This window comes from Nocardioides sp. Root190 (genome assembly GCF_001428565.1).
Lineage (GTDB): Bacteria > Actinomycetota > Actinomycetes > Propionibacteriales > Nocardioidaceae > Nocardioides.
The window spans coordinates 361,415-376,052 of the sequence record NZ_LMIA01000012.1 but is presented as its reverse complement, the minus strand read 5'-3'; the positions used below and the strand labels follow the sequence as shown (position 1 = coordinate 376,052).

At 68.4% G+C, this 14,638-nt stretch carries 11 protein-coding genes; 10 read left to right on the top strand and 1 reads right to left on the bottom strand.

Annotated elements, in window-relative coordinates:
- Nucleotide 1 precedes the first annotated feature (1 nt).
- Nucleotides 2-559, top strand: coding sequence for an adenine phosphoribosyltransferase (locus ASE01_RS20245; protein WP_056756717.1), 558 nt, complete (start codon nt 2-4; stop codon nt 557-559).
- A gap of 122 nt (nt 560-681) precedes the next feature.
- A complete protein-coding gene (locus ASE01_RS20240) occupies nt 682-2,931 on the top strand; it encodes a RelA/SpoT family protein (protein WP_056757045.1) in 2,250 nt (749 codons plus the stop codon).
- 48 nt (nt 2,932-2,979) lie between these two features.
- Here ASE01_RS20240 and ASE01_RS20235 read toward each other — a convergent pair whose 3' ends face one another.
- Entirely contained in the window at nt 2,980-4,218 is a 1,239-nt protein-coding gene (locus tag ASE01_RS20235) for a DUF349 domain-containing protein (protein WP_056756713.1), read from the bottom strand.
- A gap of 46 nt (nt 4,219-4,264) precedes the next feature.
- On the opposite strand from ASE01_RS20235, the gene ASE01_RS20230 reads away from it, so the two are divergent.
- The 8 genes from ASE01_RS20230 to ASE01_RS20195 all read left to right on the top strand — a co-directional run bounded on the left by ASE01_RS20230 (nt 4,265) and on the right by ASE01_RS20195 (nt 14,633).
- Nucleotides 4,265-4,984 carry an MBL fold metallo-hydrolase gene (locus ASE01_RS20230; protein WP_056756709.1) on the top strand — a complete coding sequence of 240 codons (720 nt, stop codon included), beginning with the start codon at nt 4,265-4,267 and terminating at the stop codon, nt 4,982-4,984.
- 8 nt (nt 4,985-4,992) lie between these two features.
- Complete coding sequence (gene hisS, locus ASE01_RS20225) at nt 4,993-6,393, top strand: histidine--tRNA ligase (protein ID WP_056756706.1); 1,401 nt, start codon at nt 4,993-4,995, stop codon at nt 6,391-6,393.
- Complete coding sequence (aspS, locus tag ASE01_RS20220; RefSeq protein ID WP_056756703.1) at nt 6,390-8,162, top strand: aspartate--tRNA ligase; 1,773 nt, start codon at nt 6,390-6,392, stop codon at nt 8,160-8,162. Before hisS ends, aspS begins: the two co-directional genes overlap by 4 nt.
- A 154-nt stretch (nt 8,163-8,316) precedes the next feature.
- Complete coding sequence (locus ASE01_RS20215; RefSeq protein ID WP_056756701.1) at nt 8,317-9,321, top strand: ABC transporter permease; 1,005 nt, start codon at nt 8,317-8,319, stop codon at nt 9,319-9,321.
- Between the two features lie 82 nt (nt 9,322-9,403).
- A complete protein-coding gene (locus tag ASE01_RS20210) occupies nt 9,404-11,143 on the top strand; it encodes an ABC transporter substrate-binding protein (protein ID WP_056756699.1) in 1,740 nt (579 codons plus the stop codon).
- A gap of 146 nt (nt 11,144-11,289) precedes the next feature.
- Nucleotides 11,290-12,306 (top strand): ABC transporter permease, encoded by a 1,017-nt coding sequence (locus tag ASE01_RS20205; RefSeq protein ID WP_056757042.1) that lies wholly within the window; start codon nt 11,290-11,292, stop codon nt 12,304-12,306.
- A gap of 15 nt (nt 12,307-12,321) precedes the next feature.
- The gene (locus tag ASE01_RS20200) at nt 12,322-13,395 is read left to right on the top strand and encodes an ABC transporter ATP-binding protein (protein WP_056756697.1); all 1,074 of its coding nucleotides are present in this window, start codon (nt 12,322-12,324) and stop codon (nt 13,393-13,395) included.
- Nucleotides 13,396-13,457: 62 nt separating this feature from the next.
- The gene (locus ASE01_RS20195; RefSeq protein WP_056757039.1) at nt 13,458-14,633 is read left to right on the top strand and encodes an ABC transporter ATP-binding protein; all 1,176 of its coding nucleotides are present in this window, start codon (nt 13,458-13,460) and stop codon (nt 14,631-14,633) included.
- Nucleotides 14,634-14,638: the final 5 nt, after the last annotated feature.

Here is a 14,638-nt window from a genome sequence, read left to right as displayed (position 1 = left end):
GATGGGCGACACGGCGGTGGGTGAGCGCGCAGTCGAGGCGCTCACCCGGCTCGTGCGCGACGTCCCGGACTTCCCCGAGCCGGGGATCATGTTCAAGGACATCACGCCGCTGCTCGCCGATCCTGACGGTTTCGGTGCCGTCGTGGCCGCCCTCGCCGAGGCAGGCCGTGACCCGGACGGTCGGGTCGTGGTCGACAAGGTCGTCGGCATGGAGGCACGGGGCTTCATCCTCGCCGCCCCGGTCGCGCTCGCGCTCGGTGTCGGGTTCGTCCCGGTGCGCAAGGCGGGCAAGCTCCCGCACGTGACCCACGAGGTCGCCTATGCCCTGGAGTACGGCGACGCCGTCCTCCAGCTGCACCAGGACGCCGTCGCTCCGGGGGAGCGGGTGCTGCTCGTCGACGACGTGCTCGCCACCGGCGGCACGGCTCGGGCGACCGCCGAGCTCGTGCGTCGGTGCGGTGCAGAGGTCGTCGGCTTCGCAGTGCTGATGGAGCTCGCGTTCCTGTCGGGACGCGACCAGGTGGACGCGATGTCGGTCACCTCTCTGCTGGCCGTCTGACGCAGCCTCGTCCTGCCCCATAGACTTGGGGAATGACCGAGGAACGCATTCCGCCCCGCGTGACACCGCGGGATGCGGATGCGCCCGGTCCCGTCGCGACCGAGGGTGCCGGCGGACGGAGCATGCGTGCCCGCCTGGCCCGGATGGGCAACCGCGGCCAGACGCTGAATCCCGTCCTGGAGCCGCTCTTCCGCGCCGTTCGGGTCAACCACCCGAAGGCAGACCTCGCGCTCCTCGAACGCGCCTACCTGACGGCGGAGCGCCTGCACGCCGACCAGAAGCGCAAGAGCGGCGATCCGTACATCACCCACCCGCTCGCGGTGACCACGATCCTCGCCGGCATCGGGATGACCGAGCCCACCCTCGTGGCTGCCCTGCTGCACGACACGGTCGAGGACACGTCGTACACCCTCGAGGAGTGTCGTCGTGAGTACGGCGACGAGGTCGCCCGGCTCGTCGACGGCGTGACCAAGCTCGACAAGGTGGTCTACGGCGACTCGGCCAACGCCGAGACGATCCGCAAGATGATCGTGGCGATGTCCCGCGACATCCGGGTGCTCGTCATCAAGCTGGCCGACCGGCTCCACAACATGCGCACCCTGCGCTTCGTGAAGCAGTCCACGCAGGAGCGCAAGGCCCGCGAGACGCTCGACATCTACGCCCCGCTGGCGCACCGGCTCGGAATGAACACCATCAAGTGGGAGCTCGAGGACCTGGCGTTCTCGACCCTGCACCCCAAGATCTACGACGAGATCGTGCGTCTGGTGGCCGATCGGGCTCCGTCGCGCGACTCGTTCCTCGCCGAGGTCATCAGCCAGGTCGAGAAGGACGTGCGCGAGGCCAAGATCAAGGCCACCGTCACCGGTCGACCGAAGCACTACTACTCGATCTACCAGAAGATGATCGTCGGCGGCCGCGACTTCTCCGACATCTACGACCTGGTCGGCATCCGCATCCTCGTCGAGGAGGACCGCGACTGCTACGGCGTCCTCGGAGTCCTGCACTCGCGATGGAACCCTGTCCTGGGGCGGTTCAAGGACTACGTCGCGATGCCGAAGTTCAACATGTACCAGTCGCTGCACACGACGGTGATCGGCCCGCAGGGCAAGCCCGTCGAGATGCAGATCCGTACCTTCGCCCAGCACCGTCGCGCGGAGTACGGCGTCGCGGCGCACTGGAAGTACAAGGAGGACGGCCGCACCGGCACCGACACGGGCAGCCGAGAGCGCGGCGGCCCTACTTCGCCCGGGGACGACATGAGCTGGGTGCGCCAGCTCCTCGACTGGCAGAGCGAGGTCGAGGACCCGGGCGAGTTCCTGGAGTCGTTGCGCTTCGAGATCACCCAGACCGAGACCTACGTGTTCACCCCACGTGGCGACGTGATCGCGCTGCCGTCCGCCTCGACCCCGGTCGACTTCGCCTACGCGGTCCACACCGAGGTCGGCAACCGGACCATCGGTGCGCGCGTCAACGGCCGGCTGGTGCCCCTGGAGTCGACGCTGGAGAACGGCGACGTGGTCGAGGTCTTCACCTCCAAGGCCGAGGGCGCCGGCCCCTCACGTGACTGGCTGAACTTCGTGAAGTCCCAGCGGGCCCGCTCCAAGATCCGCCAGTGGTTCACCAAGGAGCGTCGCGAGGAGGCCATCGAGCGCGGGAAGGGCGAGATCGCCCGCCTGATGCGCAAGGAGGGCCTGCCCCTCAAGCGCCTGCTCACCCACGAGTCGCTCAGCATCGTGGCCTCGGCCTTCCGCCTCGCCGACGTCGAGGCGTTGTACGCCGCGGTGGGCGAGAACAACCTCGGCGCCCAGACGGTCGTCCGCAAGGTCATCGAGCTCCACGGGGGCGACGAGGGAGCACAGGAGGACCTCGCCGAGGCCGTCACGATCACCGGTCGCGGCCGGCGCTCGGGACGCCCCACCAGCGGCGACTCCGGCGTCATGGTCACTGGCGCGCCCGACGTCTGGGTCAAGCTCGCCAAGTGCTGCACGCCGGTCCCGCCGGACTCGATCCTCGGCTTCGTCACCAAGGGCGACGGCGTCTCGGTCCACCGGAAGGACTGCACGAACGCCGAGAGCCTGCTGGGCCAGCCTGAGAAGCTCGTCGAGGTCGAATGGGCGCCGACCGGTCAGTCGACCTTCCTGGTCAACATCCAGGTCGAGGCGCTCGACCGCTCCCGGCTGCTGTCCGACATCACCATGGTGCTGTCGGACGCGCACGTGAACATCCTCTCGGCCAACCTGACGACCTCACGCGACCGTGTCGCCAAGTCCCGCTTCACGTTCGAGATGGCCGACGCCAAGCACCTCGACACCGTGCTCGCCGCCGTCCGGACGGTCCCGGGTGTGTTCGACGCCTACCGGGTGACCCACTGACAAGCGCATGAATCCCCGGGTGTGTCCGGGGATTCATGCGCCGGGGCGTCAGCTGTAGTCCTGAGCCGCCCGCTTCGCCATCTCCAGGAACGAGCGACGTCCTTCGAGGTTGTCCTCCAGCTCGCGGACCCGCTTCTCGTCGCCACGGCTCCGAGCAGCCTCGAGCTTGGCCTCGGCCTCGGCGATCGCGGTCTCGAGCTTGGTGACCATGTCGTCGGCGCGCGCGGACTTCTCCGGGTCCGAACGACTCCACTGCTCGTCCTCGGCCTTGCGGATCGTCTGCTCGACGGCACGCATGCGGCCCTCGAGGTCCTTGATCCGCTCGCGGGGGACCTTGCCGGCCTCGTCCCACTTGTCGGCGACGAGGCGGAAGGCAGCCTTTGCTGCCGCGAGGTCGCCGGTGGAGGCGAGCGGCCCGAGGATGGCCTCGGCCTCGACGAGCAGGGCCTCCTTGACCTCGGCGTTGGCCGCGAACTCGGAGTCGAGGGCGGCGTTGGCGGCGTCACGGGCACCGAAGAACGTGTCCTGGGCGCCGCGGAAGCGCTGCCAGAGCGCGTCGTCGACGGCCTTGGGTGCCGGGCCGGCCGCCTTCCAGTCCCGCATCAGGTCGCGGTAGCGGCCCGAGGTGGGGCCCCAGTCGGTCGAGGTCGCGAGGTCCTCGGCCTCCTTGGCGAGGCGCTCCTTGATGCCGCGGGCACCTTCGCGCCGCTCGTCCTGCTCGGCGAAGTGCGCCTTGCGCGTCTTGGTGTACGCCGAGCGGGCGGACGAGAAGCGCTTCCACAGCTCGTCGTCGGCTGCCTTGTCGATGCGGGGGAGCTGCTTCCAGGCGTCGAGGAGCTCGCGGAGCCGGTTGGCGCCGTTGCGCCAGTCGCGGCCGGTCGCGATCTTCTCGGCCTCGACCGCGAGCTTCTCCTTCTCGGCCCGCGCCTCCGCGGCGCGCTGCGCCTTGACCGCCTTGCGCGCATCGCGCTGCGTGGCGATCACCGGCCCGAGCTCGTCGAGTCTGCGGGTCAGCGCGATGAGGTCGCCGACCGCGTTCACGTCGACCAGGAACTCGCGAACGAGCTTGATCGAGGAGATGGCTTCCTCGGGCGAGAGAACCCCGGAGATGACCCGCTTGTGGAGCAGATCGACCTCCAGGGCGAGGGCGTCATAGCGCTTCGTGTAGAACGCCAACGCCTCCTCGGGAGTCGCGTCAGGCATCTGCCCGACCGACCGCTCGCCGTCGGCTGTCTTCACGTAGACGGTGCCGTCGTCGTCGACGCGGCCCCAGTCAGAGGTAGTCACAGTGGCCCATGCTAATCAAAGGTCCAGCCACCGATAGTCTGGGTCGGTGTTGATCGCCGCCTTCCCCGCTGGACCATGGGCCACCAATTGCTATGTCGCGGCGACCGGACCGGGCTCTGAGTGCGTCGTCATCGACCCCGGCAAGGATGCTGCGAGCGGTGTCGCCGACGTGGTGCGCGAGCACGGGCTCAAGCCCGTCGCGGTGCTGCTGACCCACGGCCACATCGACCACATGTGGTCCGTGACGCCGGTCGCCGGTGCGTACGACGCCACTGCGTGGATCCATCCGGGGGACCGGCACCTGCTGACCGACCCGATGGCCGGGCTCTCGCCGGAGAGCGCCAGCATGCTGCTCGGTGGCGACTACCAGTTCACCGAGCCCGACGACGTCGCCGAGCTGGCCGACGGTGCCGAGCTGGAGCTCGCCGGGCTGCGCTTCGTGGTCGACCACACGCCGGGCCACACGGCCGGGTCGGTCACCTTCCGCACGCCGTGGGACGACCTCTCCGGGCCGGACATCTCCGAGCTGATGTTCTCCGGCGACCTGCTCTTCCAGGGGTCGATCGGGCGCACGGACCTGCCCGGAGGCGACCACGCCGCCATGCTCCGCTCGCTAGCGAGCAAGGTGCTGCCGCTGGCCGACAACATCGTGGTGCTGCCCGGACACGGTGAGCAGACCTCGATCGGCCGCGAGCGTGCCACCAACCCCTACCTTCTCGACCTGGTGGACTCCGGCGATGCCGGCCGGGTCACCCGAGGACTGTGACAGGACCGATGGCCAAGCCCACTCCGCTCAGCGGATTCCCCGAGTTCCTGCCTGCCCAGCGCTACGTCGAGCAGGAGGTGACGGCGACCCTCGCCCGCACCTTCGAGCTCCACGGCTTCGCCAACATCGAGACCCGCGCCGTCGAACCGCTCGACCAGCTGCTCCGCAAGGGGGACACCTCCAAGGAGGTCTACGTCCTTCGGCGCCTGCAGGAGGAGAGTGCGGGCAAGGACAAGGGCATCGGGCTCCACTTCGACCTCACGGTGCCCTTCGCCCGCTACGTGCTGGAGAACGCCGGCAAGCTCGAGTTCCCCTTCCGGCGCTACCAGATCCAGAAGGTGTGGCGCGGCGAACGGCCCCAGGAGGGCCGCTTCCGCGAGTTCACCCAGGCCGACATCGACATCGTCGGTCGGGACGACCTGCCGTTCCACCACGACGTGGAGATCGCGCGGGTGATGCTGGAGGCACTGAGCCGCCTCGCCGATCCCGACTCCATCGGCCTGCCCGGCTTCCGGCTGCAGGTCAACAACCGCAAGCTGATCCAGGGCTTCTACGCCGGTCTCGGCGTCGACGCCGCTGGCATCGACGAGGTCATGCGGCTGGTCGACAAGCTGGACAAGCTCGATCCCGCCAAGGTGCACACCCTGCTGCTCGACGAGGCGGGCATCACCGCCGAGCAGGCCGACAAGGCCCTGGCGCTGGCCACGATCCGTACGACCGACGACTCCTTCGTCGACCGGGTCCGCGACCTGGGTGTCAGCCACGACCTGCTCGACGAGGGACTCGACGAGCTGGCGACGCTGGTCCGCGCCTGCGCACCCCTGGCGACGGCGACGGCGCGCATCGTGGCCGACCTGTCGATCGCCCGCGGCCTGGACTACTACACCGGCACGGTCTTCGAGACCCGCCTCGACGGCTATGAGTCGCTCGGATCGATCTGCTCGGGTGGCCGCTACGACGCCCTCGCGAGCGACGGCCGTACGACGTACCCCGGCGTCGGCATCTCCCTCGGCGTCAGCCGCGTGCTCGTCCCGCTGGTGCAGCGGGGTCTGCTGACGGCCGACCGCTCGGTCCCGAGCGTCGTCCTCGTCGCCGTCACTAACGAGGACTCCCGTGCCGAGGCCGACGTCGTCGCCACGGCGCTGCGCGCCCGCGACATCCCGTGCGAGGTCGCCCCCACGGCGGCCAAGTTCGGCAAGCAGATCCGCCACGCGGAGCGTCGCGGCATCCCGTACGTCTGGTTCCGTCAGGACGACGGCACCAACGAGGTCAAGGACATCCGCTCGGGAAACCAGGTCGCCGCTGATCCGGCGACATGGCAGCCTCCGAGCCAGGACCTGCGTCCGCAGGTCGTCAGCGTCACCACAGAAGCCACCACCGAAGCCACCACCGAAGGGGAATCCCAGTGATCCGCACCCAGGACGCCGGCGCGTTGCGCGCCGAGCACGTCGGCCAGACCGTCACCCTCGCCGGGTGGGTGGCCAATCGTCGCGATCACGGTGGTGTGGCCTTCATCGACCTGCGCGAGGCCAGCGGCATCGTCCAGGTCGTCATCCGCGACGAGGCCGTGGCGCACAGCCTGCGTGCGGAGTTCTGCCTCAAGATCACCGGTGAGGTGGTCGCGCGCGTGGAGGGCAACGAGAACCCCAACCTGCCGACCGGCGCGATCGAGATCGTCGCGACCTCCGTCGAGGTGCTCAACGCGGCGGCACCGCTGCCGTTCCCGATCAGCGACCACGTCGACGTCGGCGAGGAGGTGCGGCTCAAGCACCGTTACCTCGACCTGCGCCGCAGCGGCCCGGCCGCCGCGATCCGCCTGCGCAGCCGGATCAACAAGGCTGCCCGCGACGTGCTCGACCAGCACGGCTTCGTCGAGGTCGAGACCCCGACGCTGACGCGGTCCACCCCCGAGGGTGCCCGCGACTTCCTGGTGCCGGCACGCCTGGCGCCCGGCAGCTGGTACGCCCTGCCGCAGAGCCCCCAGCTCTTCAAGCAGCTCCTGATGGTCGGTGGCCTCGAGCGCTACTACCAGATCGCGCGCTGCTACCGCGACGAGGACTTCCGCGCCGACCGGCAGCCCGAGTTCACCCAGCTCGACATCGAGATGAGCTTCGTCGACCAGGAGGACGTCATCGCCCTCATGGAGGACGTCCTCGCACAGATGTGGGCCCAGATCGACTACGAGATCCCGCGTCCGCTTCCGCGGATGACCTACGCCGAGGCGATGGCTCGCTTCGGCTCCGACAAGCCCGACCTGCGGATGGGCAACGAGCTCGTCGAGTGCACGGACTACTTCAAGGAGACGACCTTCCGGGTCTTCCAGGCCGAGTACGTCGGCGCCGTGGTCATGCCGGGCGGCGCGAGCCAGCCCCGCAAGAAGCTCGACGCCTGGCAGGACTGGGCCAGGCAGCGTGGCGCCAAGGGCCTGGCCTACGTCCTGGTCGCCGAGGACGGCGAGCTCGGGGGACCGGTCGCCAAGAACCTCTCCGACGCCGAGCGGGCCGGTCTGGCCGCCCATGTCGGCGCCGTGCCGGGGGACTGCATCTTCTTCGCCGCCGGTGCGACCAAGTCGAGCCGCGCGCTGCTCGGCGCGGCCCGCCTGGAGATCGGCCGTCGTGGTGGCCTCATCGACGAGGACGCCTTCGCGTTCACGTGGGTCGTCGACGCGCCGATGTTCGAGCCCGCCTCCGACGCCGTCGCCTCCGGTGACGTCGCTGTCGGCGCGGGTGCCTGGACGGCCGTCCACCACGCCTTCACCGGCCCCAAGCCGGAGTTCGCGGACACCTTCGACACCGACCCCGGCAGCGCGCTGGCCTACGCCTACGACATCGTCTGCAACGGCAGCGAGCTCGGTGGCGGCTCGATCCGGATCCACCGCGAGGACGTCCAGAAGCGTGTCTTCTCGGTCATGGGCATCGGCGAGGAGGAGGCCCAGGAGAAGTTCGGCTTCCTGCTCGACGCCTTCAAGTTCGGCGCCCCGCCGCACGGTGGCATCGCCGTGGGCATGGACCGGATCGTCGCGATGCTGGCCAAGGTGGACTCGATCCGCGAGGTCATCGCGTTCCCGAAGTCCGGTGGCGGCTACGACCCGTTGACCGCAGCACCGGCACCCATCACGCCCGAGCAGCGCAAGGAAGCCGGTGTCGACGCCCGTCCGGAGGACGAAACCGGCGCCTGAGCCTCGACGCCGGTAGGTTTTACCGGCCGTCGAGACCAAACCGTTACCGCGTCGCTATCGCTTTGGCGCAACCGCTGCGCCTAATGTCGCCTGCGGTGCCGGGGCCAGACGACCCGGCTCGCCGTAACGGAAGTCTCGACGTGATGAGGTGGGAATGACTGTTCCGAGCAGCGATCTGGACAGCCATCAGATTGATCCCACTGCGACGCCGGAGACCGTTGCCGGCGAGGTCGCGAGCAAGTCGCCGACGCAGCTGGCGCTCTCGCGGTTGCGCAAGGACAAGCTCACGATGATCTCTGCGGTCGTCGTCCTGCTCTTCATGGTCGCCGCGATCGCTGCACCGTTCCTGGTGAAGTTCGGCGTCCTGGACCCCTACGGCACCAACACCGACCTGCTCGACGAGTTCAGCTACCCGATCGGCAAGTTCGGCGGCATGTCGGGCAACCACTGGCTCGGTCTCGAGCCGGGCATCGGCCGCGACGCACTCTCGCGCCTCTGGTACGGCACGACGTTCTCGCTCTTCATCGCGATCTCGGCGACGATGATCGCGATGGTCCTCGGCGTCGTCCTCGGCATCGTGTCGGGCGCAGCCGGTGGCTGGGTCGACATGGTGATCGGCCGGATCATCGACCTCACGCTGGCCTTCCCGCAGACCCTGATGCTGCTGGCGCTGTCCACCGTCGGTCTCGCCTTCATCCGCGAGACGGTCGGGATCGAGAGCCAGAACTCCAGTGCGGCGATCTACGTCATCGTGGTGCTGGGCATCTTCGGCTGGACGGGCATCGCCCGGATCGTGCGAGGTCAGGTGCTCTCGATCCGGGAGCGCGAGTTCGTCGAGGCCGCGAAGATGATGGGCGCCTCGCGCCGCCGGATCTACTTCCGCGAGATCCTGCCGAACCTCTGGGCGCCGATCCTGGTGACCTTCACGCTGATGATGCCGGCGTTCGTGTCGGCCGAGGCGGCGCTCTCGTTCCTCGGCATCGGCATCGGTGAGCCCACCCCGACGCTCGGCAACGTGCTGACGCTCTCGCTGAGCTACGCCGACACCGAGTTCCTCTACTTCTTCTTCCCCGCGTTGCTGATCGCGATCATCGTCGTCAGCTTCAACCTTCTCGGGGACGGAGTCCGCGACGCCCTGGACCCCAAGGCGCAGCGATGACCCGCACCATCCCGACCGACTTCGCCGACACCTCGTCGACGAACGTGCCGCGCCGTGCGCCGCACATCCTAGGAGGAAGCAAATGGGTATGAATCTGAAGAAGGCAGTCGCGGCTGGTGCCGCAGCAGCCTTGGGCATGACCCTGGCCGCCTGTGGTGGCGGGGACAGCGATGGCCCGGGCGGCAAGTCCGAGGCCACCGCATCCAAGGGTGGGACCCTGTACTACCTGCAGGCCTTCCCCTTCGAGGCGGCGGACCCGCAGCGCATCTACTACGGCGTCCAGCTCGCCAACTGGCGTCGCGTGCTCTACCGCGGCCTCGTGGCGTTCCCGATGTCGGAGGACCCCGAGGTGGCCAACACCCCGGTCGCCGACCTGGCGACGGACACCGGCACTGCCAGCGAAGGCGGCAAGGTCTGGAAGTTCACGCTGAAGGACGGCGTCAAGTGGGAGGACGGCTCCGACGTCACCTGTGAGGACGTCCAGTACGGCACGAGCCGCGTCTTCGCCAACGACGTCATCATCGGTGGCCCGAACTACACGCTCAGCTACATCGACGTGGAGGACTACCCGGGCCCCTACAAGGCCACTGCCGAGCAGCAGGCTGCGTTCGAGGACGCTGTCAGCTGTGAGGGCAAGACGGTCACGTTCCGCTTCAACAAGCCGTGGGCCGACTTCCCGCAGGCTGCGGCCGGCATGATGATGGTCGACCCCTACAAGGAGGCCTCTGACGAGGGCGACAAGGGCAAGTGGAACGTCCTGTCCAACGGCCCGTACAAGGTCGAGGGCGGTGTCTGGGACAAGGACAAGGGCGCCACGCTGGTCCGCAACGACCAGTACGACGTCAAGACCGACAAGCCGGAGGAGCTGCGTCTCGCCCTTCCGGACGTCATCGAGTGGCAGATCAACAACTCTGACACCGCTGGCGAGCTCTTCAACGACCGCCTGATCAAGAACTCCGGCAACGACCAGTACGCGATCACCAACGCTCGCGTCTCGCCGCCGCAGTTCCCGAAGATCACCGGTGAGGTCGAGAAGCGCTACCTCAACGTCCTCTCGCCGTACAACTCCTACCTGGTGCCGAACGCCAAGCGCATCACGGACGTCAAGGTCAAGAAGGCGCTCGCCGTCTCGCTGAACCTGAACGGCTACGTCAAGGCCCTCGGTGGCGAGCGGACTGCGGCTCCGGCCGAGACGATCGTCAACCCCGGTGTGTCCGGCTCGCAGGACAACCCGGCGTTCGCCGAGGACAACAACAACGACGGTGACCCGGCTGCGGCCAAGGCGCTGCTCGCCGAGGCCGGCGTGAAGACGCCGTACCCGATCAAGCTCAGCTACCCGAAGACGCCCACCGCCGACAAGGCGATGGCGATCATCAAGGAGGGTTGGGACGCGGCTGGCTTCAAGGTGACCCTGGACGGTCTGCAGGACACGTACTACGACGTGGCTGCGACGCCGAACAAGGACTCCGACGTCCTCTGGGCCGGATGGGGTGCTGACTGGCCGTCGATGTCGACGGTCCTGCCGCCGCTCTTCGACAGCCGCCCGAACTTCTCCGACGCCACCTGTGGCAACGACTACGGCTGCTACCAGTCGGACGCGTTCGAGGCTCTCGTCGACGAGTCCGCCAACGCCTCGACGGTCGAGGACCAGGTCGCCAAGCTCCAGGACGCCGACAAGGTCCTGGGCGAGGAGTTCGCCTACATGCCGCTCGAGATCACGAAGTTCAACTGGCTCTTCGGCTCGAAGGTCACCGGCTTCACCACCACGGCCGCGTCGTCGGCCTACCCGGAGCTCGGCCTGATCGGGGTCGAGACCAAGTAGTGACAGAGGTCAGCAGGCTCTGACTGCTGGCTGACGGCTGGGTGGGCGCCGCGAGGCGCCCACCCAGCCCTGCCCAGCCGCCCCGATCGGGCGTGCGGCGGGCACGACACACACGTCGACCGAGACAGAGGGTGGAGTACCCGAACATGTGGGCATATGCCGCGCGCCGATGCGTGATCGGAGTGGTGCTGCTTCTGACGCTGACGCTGGTCACGTTCATGCTGTTCTTCGCAGCGCCCGTCAACCAGGCCCGTCTGGCCTGCGGGAAGATCTGCAACGAGCAGCAGATCGCGGTGACCGAGAAGGCGCTCGGCTACGACAAGCCGTTCTACGCCCAGTGGGGCAGCTTCGTGAGGGGTGTCGTCGAGGGACGCAAGTACCCGCTCGACCCCGAGCTGCGTGCCGCCGCACCCGAGATCGTCACCGACTGCACGGCCCCCTGCCTGGGCTACTCCCAGTTCAATGCGAAGACCGTCAACGAGCTGCTCACCGAAGCGGCTCCGGTCACCATCTCCCTGGCCGTGCTGGCGGTCGTCATCTGGCTCTTCTTCGGCGTCCTGCTCGGCATCATGTCGGCGATCACGAAGGGGTCGATCATCGACCGCGGGATCGTCGGCCTGACCCTGATCGCGTTCGCCTTCCCCACCTTCTTCATCGCGGTCTTCTTCCTGAAGTACGTCGTCGTCAAGTGGGGCCTGCTGGCCTACCCGGCCTACACGCCCATTGCCGAAGGGGGAGTGGGCGCCTGGTTCGGCAACCTCTTCCTGCCGTCCTTCACCCTGGCGCTGGTCTTCCTCGCCAGCTATGTCCGCATCACCCGTGCCTTCGTCCTCGAGTCGTTGTCCGAGGACTACATCCGCACCGCCCGGGCCAAGGGCCTGAAGGGGCGCACGGTCCTGTTCAAGCACGGCCTGCGCGCGGCGCTGACCCCGCTCGTCACGATGACGGGTCTCGACTTCGCCGGCCTACTCGGCGGAGCGATCATCACCGAGCGCGTCTTCGCCTATCCCGGCCTCGGCTCCCTGACCGTCGATGCCTCCAACGCCTGGGACCTGCCGACGATCATCGGCGTGGTGCTCGTGGCAGGAGCGTTCGTGATCCTCATGAACATCATCGTCGACATCGCCTACGCCTTCATCGATCCCCGAGTGCGGCTCGGGTAGGAAGGGAACGAGACAGTGACTGCGTCCCTGACCACGTCCGGCACCCCGGCACCCTTCCTCGAGGTCGACGACCTCAAGGTCCACTTCCCGACGAGCGACGGCATCGTCAAGGCCACCGACGGCCTGTCCTTCACCCTGGCCCGGGGCAAGACCCTCGGCATCGTGGGTGAGTCCGGGTCCGGCAAGTCCGTGTCCAGCTCGGCGATCCTTGGTCTCCACCGCGGCACCAGCGCCAAGGTCAGCGGCGAGATCCGTCTCGACGGCGTCGACCTGCTGACCCTGTCCAACGAGGACATGCGCCTGCACCGCGGCAAGGACATCGCGATGATCTTCCAGGATCCGCTGTCCGCGATGCACCCGTACTACTCCGTCGGGGCCCAGATCGCCGAGGCCTACCGGGTCCACAACAAGGTCGGCCGCAAGGCAGCCCGCAGCCGCGTCGTCGACATGCTCGAGCTGGTCGGCATCCCGCAGCCGGACCGTCGCTACGACGCCTACCCCCACCAGTTCTCGGGTGGCATGCGGCAGCGCGCGATGATCGCGATGGCGCTGATCAACGACCCGACGCTGGTGATCGCCGACGAGCCGACGACCGCACTCGACGTGACGGTCCAGGCCCAGATCCTCGACCTCTTGGGCAACCTCCAGAAGGAGTTCAACACCGGGGTCATCATCATCACCCACGACCTCGGTGTCGTGGCGGAGATGGCCGACGACGTGCTGGTCATGTACGGCGGCCGTGCCGTCGAGTACGGCCCCTGCAACGAGGTGCTCACCCACCCCGAGATGCCGTACACGTGGGGCCTGCTCTCGAGCGTCCCGAACCTGACTGCTGACACGAACGCGCGGATGGTGCCGATCCCGGGCAACCCGCCCAGCCTGCTCAACCCGCCGACCGGATGTGCGTTCCACCCGCGGTGCGGCTTCCGCGACGAGGTGCCCGGCCAGCTGTGCACGACGGTCCTCCCGGACCTCGAGGCCAGTGCGCGTCCCGGCCACCTCAAGCGGTGCCACCTGGCGAACCCGGACCGGATCTATGAGATCAAGGTGCTCCCGGAGATCGCCCCCGAACTGGCCAAGGAGGCCTGAGCGTGTCTGAAGCAGAGCCGGTCACGGTCCCCGGCGGGGGCGAGGCGCCTTCCTTCGAGGAGGTGTCGGGCAACTCCGCCGCGGAGCTCGACCCGACCGCGCCACCGGTGCTGACGGTCGAGAACCTCCGGATGTACTTCCCGGTCCACGCGACCGGTCTGGTGCGCCGCAAGGTCGGCGACGTCCAGGCCGTCGACGGCGTCTCGTTCGTGCTGCCTGAGGGCGGGTCCCTGGGACTCGTGGGGGAGTCGGGCTGCGGCAAGTCGACCACCGGCCGGGCGATCACCCGCCTCTACAAGCCGACGTCGGGTTCGATCCACTACGGCGGTCAGGACCTCGCCACCATCTCCGCGCGCAACCTCAAGGCGATGCGCAGCGAGATCCAGATGATCTTCCAGGACCCGTACAGCTCGCTGAACCCGCGCCACACGGTCGGCGCGATCGTCGGCGCGCCGCTGCGGATCCACGACGTGGTGCCGAAGAACCAGACCCTCAAGCGGGTCCAGGAGCTCCTCGAGGTCGTCGGCCTCAACCCGGAGCACTACAACCGCTATCCCAACGAGTTCTCCGGCGGCCAGCGCCAGCGCATCGGGATCGCCCGCGCGCTCGCCCTGCGCCCGAAGGTGATCGTGGCGGACGAGCCGGTGTCGGCCCTCGACGTGTCGATCCAGGCGCAGGTCGTCAACCTGCTCCAGGACCTGCAGCGCGAGTTCAACATCGCGTTCCTCTTCATCGCCCACGACCTCGCGGTGGTGCGGCACTTCTGCCCCGAGATCGCAGTGATGTACCTCGGCAAGATCGTCGAGATCGGCGACCGCGACTCGATCTACGGCAATGCCCACCACCCCTACACGCAGGCGCTGCTCTCGGCCGTGCCGGACGTGCGCCAGGCCGCCACGGGCGGTCGACGTGAGCGGATCCAGCTCCAGGGCGACGTGCCGAGCCCGATCGACCCGCCGTCGGGTTGCCGGTTCCGGACCCGCTGCCCGATCGCCCAGGAGATCTGCTCGAAGCACGAGCCGCCCCTGATGCAGATCGGCCGCCGCCACAAGGTCGCCTGCCACTTCCCGGGTCGCCTCGGGGAGCACCCGCGCGAGCCGCTCACCACCGGCCTGCTGGGTGTCAACGGCGAGGGTCTCCCGGACCCGGGCGTGAGCCCGAGCAACGACCTGGTCGACCAGCCCGGCTACGCCGACACCTGGTTCGACCTCGACGCCAAGTCCATCGGTCGCGCGTAGGGACC